This is a genomic window from Symmachiella macrocystis, from assembly GCF_007860075.1.
Lineage (GTDB): Bacteria > Planctomycetota > Planctomycetia > Planctomycetales > Planctomycetaceae > Symmachiella > Symmachiella macrocystis.
Window position 1 is genome coordinate 328,529 of sequence record NZ_SJPP01000003.1, and the last position, 19,615, is coordinate 348,143.

Annotated in this window: 15 protein-coding genes; 4 read left to right on the plus strand and 11 right to left on the minus strand. The window is 54.6% G+C overall.

Translation table 11 applies throughout. The features are described 5' to 3' along the window. Nucleotides 1-38 precede the first annotated feature (38 nt). The 3 genes from CA54_RS24725 to CA54_RS24735 all read right to left on the minus strand — a co-directional run bounded on the left by CA54_RS24725 (nucleotide 39) and on the right by CA54_RS24735 (nucleotide 5,209). The gene (locus tag CA54_RS24725; protein WP_146373678.1) at nucleotides 39-662 is read right to left on the minus strand and encodes a response regulator transcription factor; all 624 of its coding nucleotides are present in this window, start codon (nucleotides 660-662) and stop codon (nucleotides 39-41) included. Next, complete coding sequence (locus CA54_RS24730) at nucleotides 659-4,012, minus strand: PAS domain S-box protein (RefSeq protein ID WP_146373679.1); 3,354 nt, start codon at nucleotides 4,010-4,012, stop codon at nucleotides 659-661. The genes CA54_RS24725 and CA54_RS24730 overlap by 4 nt, the downstream gene beginning before the upstream one ends. A gap of 351 nt (nucleotides 4,013-4,363) precedes the next feature. Next, the gene (locus tag CA54_RS24735; protein ID WP_146373680.1) at nucleotides 4,364-5,209 is read right to left on the minus strand and encodes a PEP-CTERM sorting domain-containing protein; all 846 of its coding nucleotides are present in this window, start codon (nucleotides 5,207-5,209) and stop codon (nucleotides 4,364-4,366) included. 401 nt (nucleotides 5,210-5,610) lie between these two features. Between CA54_RS24735 and CA54_RS24740 the strand changes: the two genes are divergently transcribed. Next, complete coding sequence (locus CA54_RS24740) at nucleotides 5,611-6,003, plus strand: hypothetical protein (RefSeq protein ID WP_146373681.1); 393 nt, start codon at nucleotides 5,611-5,613, stop codon at nucleotides 6,001-6,003. Nucleotides 6,004-6,063: 60 nt separating this feature from the next. Here CA54_RS24740 and CA54_RS24745 read toward each other — a convergent pair whose 3' ends face one another. The 5 genes from CA54_RS24745 to tsaB form a co-directional block, all read right to left on the minus strand. Then, nucleotides 6,064-6,489 carry a hypothetical protein gene (locus CA54_RS24745; RefSeq protein ID WP_146373682.1) on the minus strand — a complete coding sequence of 142 codons (426 nt, stop codon included), beginning with the start codon at nucleotides 6,487-6,489 and terminating at the stop codon, nucleotides 6,064-6,066. 148 nt (nucleotides 6,490-6,637) lie between these two features. Then, nucleotides 6,638-7,894, minus strand: a complete 1,257-nt coding sequence (locus CA54_RS24750; RefSeq protein WP_197532809.1) for an outer membrane protein assembly factor BamB family protein — start codon at nucleotides 7,892-7,894, stop codon at nucleotides 6,638-6,640. Between the two features lie 277 nt (nucleotides 7,895-8,171). After that, on the minus strand, nucleotides 8,172-9,668 hold the full coding sequence (gene glpK, locus CA54_RS24755) for a glycerol kinase GlpK (RefSeq protein ID WP_146373684.1): 1,497 nt from the start codon (nucleotides 9,666-9,668) through the stop codon (nucleotides 8,172-8,174). A gap of 217 nt (nucleotides 9,669-9,885) precedes the next feature. Continuing rightward, nucleotides 9,886-10,209: a DUF6793 family protein gene (locus CA54_RS24760; RefSeq protein ID WP_146373685.1), complete on the minus strand. Its 324-nt coding sequence runs from the start codon at nucleotides 10,207-10,209 to the stop codon at nucleotides 9,886-9,888. Between the two features lie 296 nt (nucleotides 10,210-10,505). Beyond that, the gene (gene tsaB, locus CA54_RS24765) at nucleotides 10,506-11,180 is read right to left on the minus strand and encodes a tRNA (adenosine(37)-N6)-threonylcarbamoyltransferase complex dimerization subunit type 1 TsaB (RefSeq protein WP_146373686.1); all 675 of its coding nucleotides are present in this window, start codon (nucleotides 11,178-11,180) and stop codon (nucleotides 10,506-10,508) included. 180 nt (nucleotides 11,181-11,360) lie between these two features. On the opposite strand from tsaB, the gene CA54_RS24770 reads away from it, so the two are divergent. From CA54_RS24770 to CA54_RS24780, 3 genes are all read left to right on the plus strand, one after another. Then, complete coding sequence (locus CA54_RS24770) at nucleotides 11,361-12,056, plus strand: ABC transporter ATP-binding protein (RefSeq protein WP_146373687.1); 696 nt, start codon at nucleotides 11,361-11,363, stop codon at nucleotides 12,054-12,056. A gap of 33 nt (nucleotides 12,057-12,089) precedes the next feature. Next, entirely contained in the window at nucleotides 12,090-15,608 is a 3,519-nt protein-coding gene (locus tag CA54_RS24775) for an ABC transporter permease (protein WP_146373688.1), read from the plus strand. A 265-nt stretch (nucleotides 15,609-15,873) separates the two neighbouring features. Further along, nucleotides 15,874-16,485: a DUF4291 domain-containing protein gene (locus CA54_RS24780; protein WP_146373689.1), complete on the plus strand. Its 612-nt coding sequence runs from the start codon at nucleotides 15,874-15,876 to the stop codon at nucleotides 16,483-16,485. A 193-nt stretch (nucleotides 16,486-16,678) separates the two neighbouring features. Here the strand turns inward: CA54_RS24780 and hisA are convergent, their stop codons facing one another. The 3 genes from hisA to CA54_RS24795 form a co-directional block, all read right to left on the minus strand. After that, nucleotides 16,679-17,419, minus strand: a complete 741-nt coding sequence (gene hisA, locus CA54_RS24785) for a 1-(5-phosphoribosyl)-5-[(5-phosphoribosylamino)methylideneamino]imidazole-4-carboxamide isomerase (protein ID WP_146373690.1) — start codon at nucleotides 17,417-17,419, stop codon at nucleotides 16,679-16,681. 59 nt (nucleotides 17,420-17,478) lie between these two features. Continuing rightward, entirely contained in the window at nucleotides 17,479-18,084 is a 606-nt protein-coding gene (hisH, locus tag CA54_RS24790) for an imidazole glycerol phosphate synthase subunit HisH (RefSeq protein ID WP_146373691.1), read from the minus strand. Nucleotides 18,085-18,316: 232 nt separating this feature from the next. Continuing rightward, nucleotides 18,317-19,327, minus strand: a complete 1,011-nt coding sequence (locus CA54_RS24795; RefSeq protein ID WP_146373692.1) for a DUF1571 domain-containing protein — start codon at nucleotides 19,325-19,327, stop codon at nucleotides 18,317-18,319. Nucleotides 19,328-19,615 lie beyond the last annotated feature (288 nt).

Sequence of the window (19,615 nt, forward strand, 5' to 3'; positions counted from 1 at the left end):
AGCTCCGAGCCATCGCCGAGATGCCGGGGTGATCGCAATCAGTTCTTTTCGGCCTGACCGCCGACCTCGGTCATAATCCTCACGAGATCGACAACGGAGTCCGTGTTCATCTTCCGCATAATGCTCGTGCGCTGATTGCGAACGGTGTTAAAACTTGTGCCAAGCTGTGCAGCGATCGTTTTGGTTGGATTCCCCTCAATGATCAATGCCAACACGGTTTTTTCGCGCGGCGTGAGGGTATCGACCCGCTTTTGAAGTTCGCGGTTGCGATTCCATTGCTTCCGCGCCTCGAGGTTTTTCCCCATGGCGTCTCGCACCCGGCGAATCAAATCATCAGCACGAAACGGCTTTTCGATAAAATCAGTGGCCCCCGTTTTCATCGCGCCGACAGCCATCGAAACATCCGCGTGGCCGGTGAGAATGATGGTGGTCACCGGAACTTCCATTTTCGACAAATGCCGCTGCAATTCCAAACCGCTCATCCCCGGCATCCGCACATCCAAAAGCAAACAGCCGGCGCGTTCCGGGTCAAAGCGATCCAAAAACTCTAATGCGTCGGAGTACATTTCCGTGCGGATTTTCGCGGTGGACAGTAGAGTCGCTAACGAGTCACGAATGATTTGATCGTCATCGATAACAAAGACAGTTGGCTCGTGAGTCATAGGGACGTCCTTTCAATAACTGGCAAGGAGAATCGAAACATCGTCCCATTGGCTGAGGTGTTGGCCACATACAAGCGGCCGCCGTGAGCCTCGATGATAGTTCTGCTGATGGAAAGCCCCATCCCCATACCATTGTCCTTCGTCGAATAAAACTGTTCAAATACGCGGTCGACATCCGTCGAGGCAATTCCTGGACCGTTGTCGGCCACCTCGACATCTATCATCTCGTCCGTTGTTGCTGAAACAGAAATCGCCAATAACGGCTGCTGGATACGCGCAACCTCCATAGCTTCTATGGCATTGCGGACGAGATTGAGAATCACCTGCTCGATTTGTATCCGGTCAGCCAGTACGCCAGGGACCTCATCGGGAGCGCCGATTCGGACCTCAACCCCGGACTGAGCAACGTCTGCGTCAACAAGTGCTACGACTTCTCGAATCGCGTCATCCAAGTCCACCGCATGATACATAGAATCGCGTCGAACTACTAGTTTTCGCAGTCGTCGCACAATTTCTCCTGCCCGTTGCGCTTGAGCCTCAATTTTGCTAAGGACCTCAGACAGCTTTTCAGAATGCGGTGTTGCCGAGGCAGACTCCAACATCATCAAACAGGCAGCCGCATAGGATGCGATCCCCGAAATCGGCTGATTCAACTCATGCGCGATCCCTGTCGCCATTTCTCCCATCGTGCTCAGCCGTGTGACATGCGCTAGCTCATCACGATGTCGACGACTCCGCTCCTCGGCTTGGCGTTCCGCCGACACGTCCCGCACAATCGCCAACAGATCGTCCTTGGCACCGACCAGAATGCGTGTTTCGTAATCATGGGGGATTCCGTCGAGATCCAAGCGGTATTCAATCACTTGTGCCTTGCCGGTCTCCGCAGCTTTGCGTTGCGCTTCCACGCTGAGTTGGGCAACGTAGGGTGGTAGAACGTCTTCGATTTTTTTCCCTAGAAACTCCTCCCGAGGCAAATACGGAGGAGAATCGGCGGCTGGTATGAAATCGAGTAGCGTCCCGTCCCGGTGAACACGGAAAATCATATCTGGAATCGCTTCAAGTAGCGCGCGTAGCATCGATTCGCTATTCCGCAGTTCCTCCTCCGCCTGCACGCGGGCGGTCACATCCTGCGTTGTTCCGGAAAGCATTATCGCGTTTCCAGAATCATCATACGTCACTTTTGCTTGTCCATGAACGTGCTTCTCTGTTCCGCTGGGAAGTACGACACGGTAATCGATACTATAAAGGCCGGTTTTCTCAATGGCCTTGGCGAACGTTTCGCTCACAAGTTTGCGGTCGTCGGGATGCACAATGTCTAAGTAACGCAAAAATGAACCGTTAAATCCCTCAGCGCTAACTTCAAATATACGGAACATCTCATCGGACCACTCGATTTGGCTCGTTTCCAAGTTCCAATCCCAGTTCCCCAGGTGCGCCATCTCTTGAGCAGCCTGCAGGCGTTCCTTGCTTTTTCGTATGGTTTCATCCGCAAGCACACGATGGGTGACATCCAATAACGTGACAATCAGGCCGATCACCTTTCCGCCACGGTCTTTAACCGGCGTCAACGCCCAATTCCAATAGGTCACCGGCTTTTGGGAATCCAAGACATTGGCAAACGGTTTCGCCCATTCCGAATGCGGCTCTGTCGATTCGATCACCGACTGAAAAATAGTCCGCAACTCCTCGTTGCGATAGACATCAAAGAAATAATTTCCAGGCACAAATCGTGGACAGATGCCCTCCTCCGCTGCTTCGGACCACGCACGATTGACCATCAGATAATTCAGTTGAACATCCAAATAGGCAATCAGGAATTGCGTATTGTCGAAGATTGCCTCTAACAACTGATGCGCTTCGTTCAACGATGCCTCAGCCTGTTTGCGTTCGTCAATGTCAGTGGCGAATATGGAGACTCCATCCACTTCACCATCGCGAAAAATCGGACCATACCGGATGCTGTACCAATGCCGTTTTCCCCGTGGGCCACGTGCCAACGCTTCAACGCTGGCAAACTCACCGGTTGTAAAAACCTCATTCATCAGTGTTTGCAATTCGTCACGATACGCAGCGTCGGCCAGATCGAAAACAGAGCGGCCGTGCAACAATTTTCCCGGGACACCCACCGGAGTGCGATTGGCATACGTAATCCGCGCGCTGCGATCGACCGTGACCAGATAGTCGGGCGCTGCCTGAACCATAGAGCGCCAGCGCGATTCGGAGGCCTCTAACGCCGCTGTTCGTTCAGCCACCCGCCGTTCCAAATCGCCTTGTGCTGCACGCAGTGATTTCTCATACTGTCGCCGCTCAGTCATATCGGTGATGACCGAAATGTATCCAACAACCTGTCCGGAAGCGTTGCGTTTGTAATCCCAGTCCATCTGCACATAAAAAACGCGACCGTCGGCGGCGCGATGTCGCGTGATCAGCGGCTTTGCCGGCGGCTGCTCAGTGCGACACATCTTAAAATACCGGCAAAAGTCGTCCGATTCCTGTTGAGTCGGCAACAAATCCAGGACCGATCGGCCGATGCGCTCTCCCGGCCGATATCCCAACATTCGATCGCACGCCGAATTGCAATACAGCAGGACACCGTCCAGGTTGAACTCTTGAATACCGTAAGGAACCGTTTCGATCAAAGCATGGTAACGGTCGACCCCATTCCGGATTTCGGCTGCCACCAGCTTCGCAGCCGTCACGTTTGTATTCGTCCCCAATAGACGAATCGGCACGCACTCCGCATTGCGTATAATACGGCCGCGACAAACAAACCATAATGCCTGTCCATTTTTGTGGACAAGCCGTTGCTCAAATTCGAACGAACGCTCATCATTTTCCAACGACGCCTGTGACTGCCCACGCGTCCGCTCACGATCGTCGGGATGGACCAATTCAGACCAAGCCTCCAACCGATTCGGAATCTCATGGTCTTGGTACCCTAAGATTTCCTTCAAACAAGGATCGATGAACAAATCGTTCGTCTGTAGATCCCAATCCCAAACACCAATTTGGTGTGACATAGCGGTGGATGTGTACTGCCTTGCAATCTCGTGCAGTGAATCAGGCGGAATCGCCGTCACCTGTCGCTCGGTGGAATCATACCCCGCGAGAGTTTCCGACATCGCGGTCGCCGTAACCTTAGCGAATTGATTGAGCGTCAATTCAGGTTGCTCGCTGACTAAACGCGATTGCGCCTTTTCCAACAGCCGGACAACGTCCATCAAGGAAATCTCAGCGCAAGCAGCTTGACGACCCAATTTCGCAAATGGGCTGGAAGCCTGCGGCTGCGCTGCTACGACACTTTGTCGCAGTAAATCATAAAAAGCATCGCAGCATTCCTGATTGGTCATAAATCGGTCAATCCTCGCAAGTGGTTGCGCCGACAGTTTTCAAGTTTGTCCCGGTGGTATGCTCCCTCAAGAATATCCAGTGTCTTTTCCTAGAGCATCGGTCGCAATAGACGCTTTATACCGTTAGCCGGTTCTTGCAATTGAAGTGACGCCCGATATTAACATTCCATTCGATGGGGGTAAACCACTGCTGCGGTCGCATAACTAAGGGCAAAAAAGATACTCCGTAAACCAGCAACCCAAGCCTCCTCTTCCCTACGGCATGTCAACGTAACCTGGATCTTTAGAAACGAAAAAAGGCCGCTCCGAAGAGCGGCCTTGGTGTTGCGTGTTATAACTCAACGCTTGTTGTTACGACTTCGACTGGCGGCGACGCCAACCGTAACCGGCCAATCCAATGGCACCGAGTCCCAACAATAGGAAGCTGGACGGTTCCGGAACAGCGGCGGGGGCCACAAAATCATTTCGCATGCCACCATCTAGGGCGCTGGTCTCCAGATAGTCAACGTAGCCGATGGTGTCCGCATTCCCGGACCCGACCCCCAACTGAACTTGAACGATCGTCGAGTTCTGCAGAATGTTTCCCCATGTGCCATCCGCAAACCATTCGTTGAGCGTCAAACTGTTATGCGGTGCGTTAATCACGCCTGTTGCGGTCGTGCTTTCTCGGCTGAACATCCACCATGTCCCGTTATCAGCGTCGATCGATTGAGTGACCCACGTTCCCACAGGTGTCGTGCCAGCGTTGGGATTGTCGTACGGCTCATAAATCAGGACTTTGTCCCAATCCTGCTCCCCAATTCGACCTGACGGACTACCGACGTATTCGCTGGTCTTCAAACCGAGTTTCAGAGCTGGTGCAGGTGCGCCGACCGGGCTGTCTTTGTACCAACGATACTCAGCCGTGAATAATGAATCGAGAGCACCGAAGCCATTGGCGGTGTTGACTCGGGCGATTGTCGCCTTGTCGTTACTAGTGGGCGACGACAGCTGCACCGCACCGGTTCCAGCAACATTAGTGAAATCAATCCGCTGCGCAATCTCTGCGGGTGTAGTCGCATTGACGCCATTAATCCTTGTGTCCGTCGACACCCAACTATTGTCACCTAAGGCACCAACGTCAATTGTGGCGGCTGAAGCCGATTGTGCCAGAGTTAAGGTGATCAGTAACGCGACGCTCATTGCAATCGACTTCATTCGAAGTAACTCCCCTGCATCTCAATGAAAAACCTGTTGTAAAACTTGATACTTCGCCGACGCAGCGAAGCACAGTAACCCAGGCCCGCCATATAAACGAACACGGTTATGTTGACCGCGAACAGGTAACCTACCGAATTTCTAGGTCAGGTACAATGAACTATGCCGAATAGGCAAGATTTTCCAGTTTGAGCGATTTCGCAGATTATTCGGGATCCAGGCGGCCCCCCATTGTTGACCAATGCCCGGGTTTTCCAGGAGCGCGGCAATCAAGACTGTGGTAACCGCGTCAGTTCCTTTCGAATTCCTCTGGTCAAAACGATCGATTTCACAATAATCGCGGCCACAGGCTCAGCACCGTATTGGGTCGGACTAGTGAGTTCTTCGAGGGAGCGGCGGACGTGGACAGACAACGCCTGGATGGCAGGATTCCAAAGGCGAATGTGCTGAGAAGGATCGACAGCCGTAGTCGCTGGATCATTCTGATTGGGGTTTTGGCCGTATCTTGGCCAAATTTGGGCTGCGCGATGCGCAATGTGGCCTCATTCACGGACCAACGGACCGCCATCTTAGAAGTCATCCCCTTGGGAACGCCGCGGGGAGAAGCGGCTGTCTTGCTCAAAGAAGCCGGAATCAGCTATTCGACCTCAGGCGGACCTGAGCCGGGCGTCTACTATTGCGAATCGTGGGAAATGGAGCCCGGCGATCGGTTTCACCTCTTCAGTGAACTGCTGTTCGATGAAGAGGGACGCCTGCAAGACGTTCGCGAGATTCCCAACAATTTTGCCCCCTAATCGACTTCCACATCGCACTTGTGAGTAAGGCAGTCTACATCAAAAAGTATGCGGACTGCGTCAGTCGATAAATTGCAGCATGCTGGAGCAGAATTTGCATTTGACCATTTGGCCGGCATATTTTTGCGCCACTTTCAGCCGTTCTTCACAACTGGGGCAATCGAGGTAAAAACCCAAGTTTTTGATCTTGGGATCACTCAGCGTCAACGTGAAGGTTTTGCTGCATTTCTTGCAGTTGAGTCGCTTGCCCAAATACTGGGCGTTGATTCGCAAACGTTTGCGGCAATGTGGGCAACCAACGTAATAACCACGTGGCTTGGCATCCACGCAACTATCAATCTCTTTCAATGGTTTAAAGGGCGGAATCTCCACGCTTTCGAGTTCCAATTCTTCGTTGAGCAACGTGCGGCAATTCACACAACGAATCAGGTTCGCGGGCATTTCTTCGTTACAAGTGGGGCAAGGACCGCCTGGCCAAGCTGGCATTCGTCTTCTTTCAACTAAGTCCGAAAAACAATGATCTCAGCGAATCGGGGGCATGTCGCCGAGACGTTGATTTGACTCGTTACTGCGGGCAACGCCAATCAATATGTCGATGTGATATCGCTCAAGGTTACTTCGCTCAAAATTTGCTTTAATTGGTGGATTCCAAACAAGCCAAGCTATGAAAACCCCTTAGATATAAACGTCCATGTGCTACTGACGGCGTGCTGTGACTACTGTCACCCAACGGACTCTTACCGTAAAGCCGGTATTGGGGAGCGGCATCGATGACGGCAACCTTCCCATCCTCGGCGATACAGTAGATCTTTCCGTTAATTAATACTGGTGATCCACTGTAATTACCCCCGATACGCCGTGTCCAGATGTTGTTTCCCGTTTTTGTCTCCTGACACTTCGCAACTCCATTGTCATTCCAGAGATAAGTATACTCTCCGTTTGTCAGCATTGTAGGAACATAGGGTAATTCCCTGTGTTGGGAGTAGACAACTGCGGGGGGATTCTGCAGATTCGCCCCGGTAGGATCGACCGCTATAAGTAGTTTCCCCCGACCACCGCCACCGCACGTAGCCAACAACAAGCCCTCAGAATAAATGGGCGACCCGATTGTTCGGGCGGGAAGCTCTCCCGTCTGCCAATTCTGTTCCCCAGTCAACGGATCAAAACTGCTCAGTCCAGCGCCGCGACTGAGAAAAATGAGTTGTTGGTCGCCACCGGGAGGCTCGATCAGAATGGGGGTCGTATAGGATGTGCGTTGAATACTGCGGGACACGCTCCAGACAGTCTCGCCGGTTTGTTTGTCAAATGCCCGAATCCAACTTGGTCCCTCCTGGTCTCCGGCCATAATCAACAGGTTATCAACAAGCATGGGTGATGCGCCCAAACCATGCGTGCTCCCGTAGCCCTCTAATCGCCGACGCCAAACCAACTCACCTGCGAAGTCGTAGGCGGATAGGTAAAACGTTTCATTGTCGGCAAAAGCCACATAAACAAGTTCGCCATCGGTCGTTGGTGTACTGGATGCAAAGCTATTTTTGTTGTGTTTGGGATTCGAATTCATGGCAATCGAGCGACACCAAATCTCTTCGCCCGAATCAGCGTTTAAACAAAACAGATGCCGCAATTGACCTTCGTCGGTCGCGGAAGTGACGAACAACTTGTCCTTCCAAATCACCGGAGCAGCATGCCCTTCTCCGGGCAATGAAACTTTCCAGGCATAATCATCTTCGGCCCATTTCGTAGGCAATGCACGCGCGGTACCTACGCCCGTGCCATTGGGCCCGCGAAAACGCGTCCAATTCTCATCCGCAGTGGCAACTCCGGTCAAGAAGACGAACGCCACCACCAGAACTAAATGCGCACAGCGCGACATCACGATTTGATTCCGCATTTTCAAAAACTCCCAACAGCTCATTTCAACGTCATTCTCCGCCCCAGAATTCATCCCGACGGCGGCTCCACGGATCATTTAGAATGCTTGAATCGCTACCGAGAAGCAAGTCAGCGGGCAACAACGACCAAGTGGATTTTTAGCCATCGCGAATTCGGTCAGTTCGTTCGCTGGGAACCGTGAGTAGGATCGCGATTGGTCAAGACAAAGCGGCATTGCTGCGGTCTTGGTATTGGGTGCCCTTCCCCTCGCCAGTTTGGAAGAGACCGAGAATTCGCTATGAGGGTTCAGCCCAATTCTTGGAACGGCTAATCGCCTCACGCCAGCGCGCGTAGCGTGCGTTGCTTTCCTCGGCCGACATTTCCGGAGTGAATTCTCGATCCAGCGCCCAATTCTTGGTCACGTCGGAGCGATCTTTCCAAAATCCGACCGCTAATCCGGCCAAATAAGCGGCTCCCAAGGCAGTCGTCTCCGGTACGACCGGCCGCCGGACAGGGACACCTAGCACATCGGATTGGAATTGCATTAGCAGATTATTCTCAGAGGCTCCGCCATCGACTCGCAAATTCTCCAAGGTAACCCCGGAGTCACGTTGCATCGCTTCCAAGACATCCCGCGTTTGAAATGCCATTGATTCCAGCGCAGCCCGTGCCAAATGCCCCCGTGTTGTCCCTCGTGTGAGGCCCACAATGGTGCCGCGTGCATTTTGATCCCAATCGGGCGTCCCTAAACCGACCAAGGCCGGGACAAAGTACACATCCCCTGTATCGGGGACCGTCGCCGCAAGTTTCTCGACATCCGCCGAATCAGTGATCAGCCCTAAACCGTCACGCAACCATTGAACCACCGCACCGGCGATAAAAATCGAGCCTTCCAGACAATAGGTGATTTCGCCACCGATGCCCCAGGCAATGGTCGTCAACAGACCGTTATCCGATTGGACCGCTTTGTCCCCCGTGTTGAGCAACATAAAGCAGCCGGTGCCATACGTATTTTTGGCCGTACCGACCTCGAAACAGGCTTGTCCAAATGTGGCAGCTTGCTGGTCGCCGGCGATTCCCGCGATCGGGATTTTTCCGCCGAAGAGTTGCTCGTCGGTCTCGCCATAGACTTCGCTGGATTCACAGACAGTCGGTAGTATGGCTCGGGGCACACCGAGAATTTTGAGTAACTCGTCATCCCAATCAAGCGTGTGGATGTTGTACATCAATGTGCGGCAGGCATTGGTGTAATCGGTGATATGTACCTTGCCGCCGGTCAATCGCCAAATCAAATAAGTATCAACAGTACCGAACAGTACGTCCCCAGCCTCGGCGCGTGCGCGGAGTCCATCGATGGTATCGAGGAGATGTTTGACTTTTGTCCCGGAAAAATAAGCATCGACGACCAGACCGGTCTTCTCTCGAAACGTCTGTTCGTGTCCCGCGGCCTTGAGTCGATCGCAAATCGGCGCGGTCAATCGGCTTTGCCAAACGATGGCATTGTGCACCGCTTTGCCGGTGTTTCGGTCCCACAGAATTGCCGTTTCCCGCTGATTGGTCACGCCAATCGCAGCCACATCCTCGGCGCCGAGGCCCGCTTCAGCCAGCGCCTGCCGCGCGGTGGCCAACTGCGACTCCCAGATCGCTTCGGGGTCGTGCTCCACCTCGCCCGGTTTAGGAAAGATCTGCTCAAATTCCTGTTGCGCGGTCGCCACAGCACGACCATCATGCCCAAAAACGATAGCGCGGCTGGAGGTCGTCCCTTGATCCAATGCCAATACATACTGAGACATGACGCGCTCCATGGAATGCTGAGGAGGAGGAGGCAAAGCCATTAACCGCCGGAATCAAATGATCCGCCGTGAATACGATCCGCCGACGTTCCTGTTGTCGCCTTGGCGATCAAGTTCAGTAGTCGAGCCGAACAACCGCGCAGGATGGCAATAATTGACGAACGATGCGCGCGAATAGCGCGAGAGGCGGAAAACCAACGGTCTGCTGGAGGGGCTGCTACCAGCCCAGCGACATATTTGTTTCGATCGCTTTTTGTGCTTCATGCAAATCCACACCCGTGTCGAGCATATATAGGCGAATGGCATGCAATTTATCGCCGGCGGCACGGGCCAAGCAGTCGCGAGCCGTATCACAAGGGTCGCTGCTGCCCTCAATACCGAGCAAACGTTTCGAAATCACCCACAAGTCACGCGGACGTTGTGTGACGCGTAGAATATCCTCTTCGGGATAGTTCTCCTTAGCGATTGCTTCTGCCTTTTCTCGCGTTTCTGCCCACCCCACCATGATGTGGGCACTCGTCTCAATTTCATACAAGGCCATCGGACCGCCTCCTGATTTGTCGTTGCTTAGTAGAAAAGTGGTTTGCCATCCCCGCGACGAAGGTCAATGGCGCCAAAGTTTGCGCCAATGTCCATCTCGGACGGGAACTGAAACCGTTTCCGGAAATCCTCACCCATCCCGGTATTTGCCGCCCTCAGCTCCGCGTCCATTACGATGAAAATCGGGCATGCCATTCATTGTCGTCGGGATTATAGCCGACTCAAGTCCGTCTCTCCAAGTGTGGAATCAAAGTTGACCGACGATCCTCAAAGGTCCTGTGATTTTCGTAGACAGCATCATCCTGCCCACCGCTCCTCAGCGGCGCTTTTTCGTAGGTAAAACGGTTGTAACCCCCAGATATCAGCAGTCCGCTCTGCTCGAATTTCTTGTTCCCCGATCTGGGCAATCACCGCTGCGTGCGGCATCCAGGTTGCCGGGGGCAAGATCGTGCAGCGATCTCGGAATAGCTCTGCGAATTTGATCACCCCAGGGCCCGTGACATGGTCGTGCGGATTGCGTTGGCTGGCGAATTCGTCGGCGTCAACGATTGTTATCGCAGTTACCTGTTCCCAAATCCCGTTGTCATCACGACCAAACTCAGCACAAAACAACTGCTTTCGCTGCGCATCGCTGACCACAAACAGACGCTGCACATCGTCGACCACATTGTGTGCGACGCTGGTTAAAGTGGGGATTGCCGCCAATTTGGCGCCGGTGGCATAGGCCAATGTCTTTGCGCAGGTCACCCCAATTCGCAAACCAGTAAAACTGCCAGGCCCCTCACTGACGGCAACCGCCTGGCAATCGCGTAAATGATATCCATGCTCAGCCAACAGACCTTGAATTTCCGGAATAAGAGTCTCCGCATGCCGACGATCGGTCTGCAGCGTACGTTCCTCCAAACAGATCCCATCGTCGCACAGTGCGATGGAACCGGGGATCAGTGAGGTTTCGAGGCCGAGAGTTAGCATGATACCAGTCGGTAGAGGGCAGTGGGCGGTAGGCAGTTGGTAATGCGGCGGGTGTTATGTCAGCTGCGATTCGGTATGATGCAGGTTCGTTTCATCTTAGGGCTGCCGCGCAAAACCCACCGGCTATCCCGAATTGTTTTCTTGGCTGATATTGTTTTGATTAGTGGAATAGACATTCCTATGAGCGATCTTGTTGCCCGTCAAGTGACGAAGACGTTTGAAACGCCCGCCGGGGAGCTATCGGTGCTCTCGGGGAGCGACCTGGAGATGAGACGCGGCGAGGCTGTCGCGATCACCGGGCCTTCTGGGTCAGGAAAAAGTACGCTGCTATACATCATTGGCACGCTGGATTATGCGACGTCCGGGAACGTCTCGATTCTGGAGACCGATCCCGCGCCGATGACGCCGGCCGCATTGGCGAAGTTTCGCAATGATGAAATCGGCTTCATTTTCCAGGACCATCACCTATTGCCGCAATGTTCGGTGTTGGAGAACGTGCTTTTGCCAACGCTGGCCGGGGCGGGGACTGGCAAAGTCGAGGAACAACGCGCGACGCAATTACTCGAACGGGTCGGACTGGGCGAGCGTCTCACGCACCGACCGGCGCAGCTCTCCGGCGGAGAACGCCAACGTGTTGCCGTCTGTCGGGCGCTGATCAATCAACCATCGTTACTGCTGGCCGATGAACCGACTGGAAACCTGGACCGCCAAACGGCGACGGCGGTCGGATCGCTATTGTTGGAACTTCGGGAAGAGCAAAACACGATGCTGATCATCGTCACGCACAGCACGGAATTGGCGGAGCGGTTTCCCCGTTGGTGCGAATTGGTCGACGGAAAACTCGTCGAACGCAAAACGACCGCCCACGCTTCCTGACGCGCAGAACCGCTTGCTCGACTGAAATTCATCATGCTACGCAAACTAGTTGTCTCCACACTGTTTTACTATTGGCGCACGAATCTCGCTGTGTTGCTGGGGGTCGCTGCAGCGACGGCGGTGATCGGCGGCGCGCTGGTCGTGGGCGATTCGGTCAAAGACAGCTTGCGGCAAATGACGCTTGACCGGCTGGGACAAATCGATCATGTCCTGACCGGCCCACGATTCTTTGAGGAATCACTGGCCGACCGGCTTGATGCGCAAACCAGTGAAAAGTATCAGCCGCTCGCGCCGGCAATCGTCATGCAGGCCAGCCTCGAAACCGAGCGGACCGGTGATGCGCAACTTTTAAGGCGCGCGGGACAGGTCAATCTGTATGGTATTGATACGCGACTGTGGGATCTGACCGAGCATGGCGATACACTGTTGCCGACGGATCAAGACTTGGTTCTGAGCAGCAATCTGGCTACGGCGCTCGGCGTGACTGTCGGCGAGACATTGGTGGTCTCGCTCGAAATCCCCAGTTCCGTCCCGCGTGATTCCTTGTTGGGTAAAAACGACGACGACGTGCGCGAGATCGTGCTGACCGTCTCGGCAATTCTCCCGCAAGAATCGGGCGTCGGTCGTTTGGGACTGCACCCCAGCCAACAGTTACCGCTCAACGCATTCATCTCGCTCGACACGCTGCAGGAGACGCTCGATTTGGACCAGCGGCGGCGGTCGCGGAGTCTGCCCGACGGTCGCGTCGCGCGCATCAACGCCCTGTTCGCCGCCGCCAAGTCCGCCGCAGACCGCGTCCCACAAGGCGCCGACGAACTCAATACGGCCGTCAGTGACGTGTTGACGTTGGCCGATTTGGATTTGCGTGTGCGTGAGAACAAAACCCCCGCGTATCTATCACTCGAATCTTCACGGTTGATTTTAGAAACCGCCGTGGCCGATGCTGCGGAGGAATTGGCTGGGAAGGCGGACACGACCTCACCGGTGTTGGTCTATTTGATCAATGAATTTCGCTCCGGTAAGGCGGACGATGCGTTTTCGATGTATTCCGTCGTCGCCGGATTAGACGCCGATGTTTTCACCAGCGATGCCAAGAAACCATTCGGACCGTTTGAGTTTGTTGGCGAACCGCCAGAACAGCCCTTGGGTGACAACGACATCATTCTCAACTCCTGGCTGGCTGAGGATCTGCAGGTCGGCGTTGGCGATGAAATTACACTGGCGTACTTTTTGGCCGGATCGAAGGGTGAATTGGGAGACGAGACGCGGACCTTTACGGTGCGGGGTATTACGAAACTCGACGGTTCACCGGCGGCGGATCTGGGTTTGACGCCCGAGGTTAAAGGGATCACCGATGTCGACACCATGGACGATTGGGAACAGCCGTTCGAGATGGACATGGGCCGCATCACCTCGCGTGATGATAGCTATTGGACGGAATATCGCGGCACGCCGAAGGCGTTTGTGACGTTAGAGACCGCGCAGAAGTTATGGACCAGCCGTTATGGCGATTTAACGTCGTTTCGATTCGTACCGGGGGGCGGCGAAACGTTGCAAGCGGCGCGCGAGCGTTGGGAGCGAGAGCTTCCCAAGAAATTATCGCCAGACAAAATCGGCATGGTGTTTCAACCGATCAAAGCGCTGGGCTTGATGGCCGCCAGCGGGACGACGGATTTCAGCGGGCTGTTTATTGGTTTTAGTTTCTTCATCATTCTCTCCGCAACCATCTTAGTGGGGCTGTTGTTTCGACTGGGGATCGAACAACGTGCGACGGGTGTCGGATTGTTGTTGGCGGTGGGATTCACTCCGAAACAAACCCGCAACATGCTGCTGGCTGAAGGATTGGCGATTGTTGCAATCGGGGGGCTGCTGGGGGTGGGATTGGCGATTGCTTATGCGCATTTGATGGTGTACGGCTTAAAGACGTGGTGGATCGGCGCGATTGGGACGCGTTTTTTACTGGTCTCGATTCACCCCGGTAGCTTGATTATCGGTTGGGCGATTTCGGTGATCGTCGCCATGCTCGCCGTTTGGTGGGCCATGCGGGGGATCAATGCGATTCCGGTGCGGCGACTGCTTTCTGGCGATGCTCAAAAATCAAAACCGGTTACAACTGCGGCGCCGCGACTCTCGAAAACCTTCAAAATCAGCGCTGGACTGTCGATCATACTGACCGTGGGGGTGCTGACCGGGCTGGTTCCGCAGAGTGAAGCGTTTGGTGGATTCTCCTGGACGATCGTCTGCTTCTTCGTGGTGGGGATTTCGCTGTTGGTGGCATCGCTGGCGCTGTTGTCCTATCGACTGGCTGCGGACACGCGGACGTCGATTCAGGGACGAGGCCTGGCTGGATTGCGACGGCTTAGCCGGCAGAATGCGGCGCGGAATCGTTCGCGGAGCGTGCTGACTGCTGGGTTAATCGCCTCGGCCACTTTTGTCGTGGCCGCCGTGGCCGCCGGACACCGCAACCCGGCGGTCGAACGCCCCGATAAGGACTCGGGCAACGGTGGCTATACGTTCGTTGCCGAGTCGTCACAACCGATTCTGTTCGATCTAAATTCCGAAGATGGGCGAGCGGAATTTGGCCTCGACGATGACGCTTCTAAAGCGGCGCTGAAGACGGTGCATTCCATCGCGCAATTCCGTGTCCGCCCCGGTGAGGATGCGAGTTGTTTGAACATCTTCCAAACTCGCCTGCCGACCATCCTCGGCGTCCCCCGGCAATTGATCGATCCGCCCGATGGCCAACGCCGCTTCAAGTTTGCTGATACGCCGGGCGAGAATCCGTGGAAGTTGTTGGACGAACCGCAGGAGGACGGCACGATTCCCGTGTTGGGCGACATGAATACCCTCATGTACAGTCTGCACAAGGGCATCGGTCAAACGGTCGACGTGCCGGGCGGTAAGAAACTCAAGATCATGGGCATGTTCGACGGCAGCGTGTTTCAGGGACAATTGCTGATGTCAGCAACGAATTTCGATCGTGTGTTTCCGCATGCAAAAGGAGGCTCGCAATATTTTCTGATCGACGTCGCCTACGACGACAACAAGTCGCTCGCCGAAAACCGCCAGGTCGCTGAGGGCGTGGAAAAAGTATTGGAGTCCAAAATCGGTCGTGGATTCGACGCGCAATTTGTCTCGGACCGCTTAGCCAGTTTTTTAGCCGTGCAGAATACGTATCTCTCCACGTTTTTGGCACTGGGTGGTCTAGGGCTACTGCTGGGTACCTTTGGCTTGGCAACAGTGATGCTGCGGAATGTTTTCGAACGGCGGAACGAATTGGCACTGATGCGTGCCGTCGGATTTCGCAACATGAGCCTCGTCTGGCTGGTGCTATGGGAAAACGGCCTGCTCTTGGTCTGGGGACTGGCAGCCGGCACGCTCTCAGCACTAGCCGCCATGCTCCCACACCTGCTCACAACCGGAGCCGACGTCCCCTGGGGAATGGGAGCCGAAGTCCTAGCGGCGATCTTCTTAGCCGGCATGTTCGCCGCACTCTTCGCCGTCCGCAAAGCCGTCCAAACCCCCGTTCTAGAAACACTGCGCGGTGAATAAAGCACACCCCCTCGGGTGGCCGCGATAGCTTCGCTATCGGGGCGGGCGCAGCCCGCAAGAAGCCGCAATGTCCGCGTGATCGTATAGGGGAGTTGGACAAACAAAGGAACGTCGAATTGCGGCTTCTTGTGCTTGCAGCACACCGATTGCTTCGCAATCGCTGCCACCCCCTGTGAACTTATTTGAAATTCTATGTGTCGTGTTCATACTCCGCCGTTGAGATTTATCTCTCGACGGACACTCCTTACATAGTTGGAAGAGGCAAATGAATACGGGACCACCATTGCGACAAATTCGGGCACAGTTTGATGACCAGACAATACGTGTCTACCAAGCGTATTCACCGCAGATTGCGACGCGGGCATTACGTGCCCAAACGTTCGTTTCCCCCTTTAAGATGTCGCGGATGACTTGGATCAAACCGTCGTTTCTGTGGATGATGTACCGTTGCGGTTGGGGAACAAAACCGGGGCAGGAGCGCGTTCTGGCGATTGATATTTCGCGAGAAGGATTTGAATGGGCGCTTCGCAATAGCTGCCTGAGCCATTTTGATGCTGCCCACGACGAAACCGAAGAACAATGGTCGCGCCGCAAAGAGAAATCGCCCGTCCGAATTCAGTGGGACCCGGAACGCGATGTCCGGCTGGAGCGAATGGAACATCGGTCGATTCAAATTGGGCTATCCGAGGCCGCCATTGAGAAATACGTCCACGAATGGATTCAACGCATCAGTGATGTCACCGATTTGGCCCGCAGACTCGAAACCGCAGTCGCTAACAATGATGCCGCATCAGTGCAATCTTCACTTCCCGTGGAACTCCCGTATTCAGTACCGTCTGACATCCAATCGCGCATTGGAATGCAAATCAACGATTAACGCGGAGTCCCCCTTCCTCGGGTGGCCGCGATAGCTCTGCTATCGGGGCGGGCGCAGCCCGCAAGAAGCCGCAATGTCCGCGTGATCTAACAGGGAAGTTCGACAAACCAGGGAACGTCGGATTGCGGCTTCTTGTGCTTGCAGCACACCGATTGCTTCGCAATCGCTGCCACCCCCTGTGTTTGTGGGGAGTTTATTTTTGGACCAGCGTCACGGCTTCGGGGAGTTGAATTGTTCCCTCGTACAGTGCGCGGCCGATGATTGCTCCGTTTACGCCGGGATGTTGGCGCTCGACTTCTAACAAAGCTTCGATGTCTTTGAGTGTCGTCACGCCGCCAGAGGCGATGACGGGGATGCCGGTTTTTGCTAATTCGGCAAAGTCCCGCAGCGTGCCGTCATCAATACCGGCCATCATGCCGTCGTTGGCGATGTTGGTGTAAATCACCGCAGCCAGGTCCAACCCGGCATATTTTTGTGTTAACTCGATGGCCGAAGTTTTGGAAACTTCCAGCCAGCCTTCGGTGGCGACCATGCCGTCGCGGGCATCGACCCCTAGAATCAAACGGCCGGGATATTTTTCCGCCATTTCGCGAAACCAGTCGGGGTGCTTGAGCGCCTGTGTGCCAACAATCACCCGTTGAATGCCGACATCGTCGAGCAACAATTGAATCGACGCTTCGTCGCGAATACCACCGCCAAGTTGGCAGGGAATACTGACCCCTTCGACAATCCCCCGCACAGCATCGAGGTTCACCGGGCGACCGACTTTGGCACCGTCCAAGTCGACCAGATGCAAACGGCTGGCCCCTTCGCTTTCCCAGCGCGCAGCCATTTCAGCCGGATTATCGCCAAAGATCGTTTCTTGGTCGTAATCACCTTGTCGCAGGCGGACACATTTTCCGTCACGCAGGTCGATCGCGGGGAGCAATTCCATGAGCAGTTATTTTCAATAGCAAGTCGAGGAGTACCAAACCAAAGCCGCCATGCGGGCGTTTAGAGTTCGGCGAAATTTTTCAGCAGTCGCAATCCGACCTTTTGACTTTTCTCGGGGTGGAATTGCGTGGCGAACATATTGCCTCGCGCGATCATTGAGACAAAGTCGATTCCGTAGTCGCTCGTGGCGGCCACGACCGATTGGTCCTGCGGGGCGACGTAGTAGCTGTGCACGAAGTAGAAATAGGCATCGTCGGGAATCCCCGCCAACAGCGGTTGCTCGCCGGAGACCTTCAGCCGATTCCACCCCATGTGGGGCACCTTGAGTTCCTCGAAATCGGGAAAGCGGACCACTTCGCCGGGGATGACAGCCAATCCGTCGTAACGGCCATCTTCGTGGCTGATCTCAAGCAGCATCTGCAGTCCCAGGCAAATCCCCAGAAAAGGCCGGTCGGCGGCAATGTGGGCCAGAATCGGCTGGACCAATTCCTGTTTGTGTAGTTCTGCGATGGCATCGCGAAAGGCGCCGACTCCCGGCAGAATTAGTTTTTCCGCCGTAGCAATTTCGCCGCGGTCCGATGAGACGCGCGCGTCAATCCCCACGCGCTCACACGCCTTTTGCACGCTCCGTAGGTTGCCCATTCCGTAATCAACGATGGTAATCATGTCAGGATTTTAGCGGAATGCGAACAGCAAGGCGAGTGAACGGGCGAGGTGTGAATTGAGAAAGCAAATCGAACGGAATGACCTACGAAAAAACGGCGAGCTTAAACTCGCCGTTTTCCAAATATCCTCCCCTCGGGGAGAGAGGAGTCGGGGGTGAGGGCCCGCCAACCGGAATATCGACCGAATTCCATGGGAGGGACAGCAAACGGCGAACCAAGGTTCACCGCTCGTCTTAGAAGCGGTACTTGGGGCTGTCCTTTTCGAAATCATCGCTCCGCAATTCGGTATCGAAATCGATGTTTGAAAAGGCGTAGTATTCTAAGAAGGTTTCTTCGTCCAACTGTTCCGGAGTCAGTTTGGCCATCTCTTCATCTTCGGTGTCGTACCATCCAAAGTTTTGGACGAGCACGGGGATGGACCATTCCTTGTCGATGAGAACAACCGATTTCCGGTAGTCCGCTTCGACCTCTTCGTCTTGGAAGTTAAGCGTGAAACTGTAACAAGGGCGTTCGTTGAACAGTTGTTCTTGCCCCATACAGCATTCGACGCTGTCGCCGTGTGCCAAATCTCGGCGGCGAAACTGGGCCATGGTTTTTGCGAGGTTCAGCAGACCGGCTTGGGTGATCGGATGGCGGGATTCGCCCATGGCGATGGAACTGTCGGGGGCAATGGACAAAGTGAGTTTGCTTTTCAGCCCGTTGCCGCCGGCGTGTACAACCATTTTGTTGCCGTGTTGGCCTTCGACAAACAATACTTCGCGACCGGCGTCGCCATTGAGCCAATGCATATAGACGCTAAACGGTTGGTGACGGTTCTTGATTTCGATGGTCTGCAATTCGGTGAGTTCTTCGGCTTCGTCCAACCATTCCTGTTTGTGAAAGTTCGCCGAATAACCGGGATGCTTTTCCAACATGCGAATGCCGTCTTCCAACAGCGCGATATTGAGCAACAAGGCGACTCGACCGCGGCAGACCGCACCGAGCATCGCCGAACTTTTATCTTGTTCGTCGGTAGTACCGCCGTTTTCGGCTGTGGCATCGCTGGCTACATCCGGTGATGCGGCACGCGGCGCGATTTGTGAGATCACTGGCCGTTTCAACGTGTTGCGGGAAACGGCGCGGGCCGGTTCCAATTGAAAATTGAGAACCAGAACTCCAATGGCGGAGCAGGTGATCAGCACGGCCAAAAAATTGGGACGTGTCGCGCCCGCAGGGAGGGCGTGGTGGCGTGGCTTTCGCGTCATACGAGTCAAGTCCTCGAATGCGAGACACCGCAACGTATTGATCGATCATCGCGCGGCCCGGAAAATCTATCTTTTCGCGCGAGATCGCATTACATTACATTACATTCAGCGAGAACGGTTGAGCACGCCGTAAAAATGGTCGTGCCGGACGACCGCCGTCTCAAAACGGAGGCCGTCAGTGTGAATCGCCGCAGGCGTCTTGCCGTGTGAATGAATAAAGTCGGGTGTTTATTCTTCGGAACACAGCGATGCAGCGAGGCATGATTTTACATCGGCGTAGTACAAGGC

What these genes read in the sequence shown, in the direction of transcription:
- CA54_RS24725 (WP_146373678.1), bottom strand. Translation starts at nt 662, where the DNA reads ATGACTCACGAGCCAACTGTCTTTGTTATCGATGACGATCAAATCATT.
- CA54_RS24730 (WP_146373679.1), bottom strand. Translation starts at nt 4,012, where the DNA reads ATGACCAATCAGGAATGCTGCGATGCTTTTTATGATTTACTGCGACAA.
- CA54_RS24735 (WP_146373680.1), bottom strand. Translation starts at nt 5,209, where the DNA reads ATGAAGTCGATTGCAATGAGCGTCGCGTTACTGATCACCTTAACTCTG.
- CA54_RS24745 (WP_146373682.1), bottom strand. Translation starts at nt 6,489, where the DNA reads ATGCCAGCTTGGCCAGGCGGTCCTTGCCCCACTTGTAACGAAGAAATG.
- CA54_RS24750 (WP_197532809.1), bottom strand. Translation starts at nt 7,894, where the DNA reads ATGCGGAATCAAATCGTGATGTCGCGCTGTGCGCATTTAGTTCTGGTG.
- glpK (WP_146373684.1), bottom strand. Translation starts at nt 9,668, where the DNA reads ATGTCTCAGTATGTATTGGCATTGGATCAAGGGACGACCTCCAGCCGC.
- CA54_RS24760 (WP_146373685.1), bottom strand. Translation starts at nt 10,209, where the DNA reads ATGGCCTTGTATGAAATTGAGACGAGTGCCCACATCATGGTGGGGTGG.
- tsaB (WP_146373686.1), bottom strand. Translation starts at nt 11,180, where the DNA reads ATGCTAACTCTCGGCCTCGAAACCTCACTGATCCCCGGTTCCATCGCA.
- CA54_RS24770 (WP_146373687.1), top strand. Translation starts at nt 11,361, where the DNA reads ATGAGCGATCTTGTTGCCCGTCAAGTGACGAAGACGTTTGAAACGCCC.
- CA54_RS24775 (WP_146373688.1), top strand. Translation starts at nt 12,090, where the DNA reads ATGCTACGCAAACTAGTTGTCTCCACACTGTTTTACTATTGGCGCACG.
- CA54_RS24780 (WP_146373689.1), top strand. Translation starts at nt 15,874, where the DNA reads ATGAATACGGGACCACCATTGCGACAAATTCGGGCACAGTTTGATGAC.
- hisA (WP_146373690.1), bottom strand. Translation starts at nt 17,419, where the DNA reads ATGGAATTGCTCCCCGCGATCGACCTGCGTGACGGAAAATGTGTCCGC.
- hisH (WP_146373691.1), bottom strand. Translation starts at nt 18,084, where the DNA reads ATGATTACCATCGTTGATTACGGAATGGGCAACCTACGGAGCGTGCAA.
- CA54_RS24795 (WP_146373692.1), bottom strand. Translation starts at nt 19,327, where the DNA reads ATGACGCGAAAGCCACGCCACCACGCCCTCCCTGCGGGCGCGACACGT.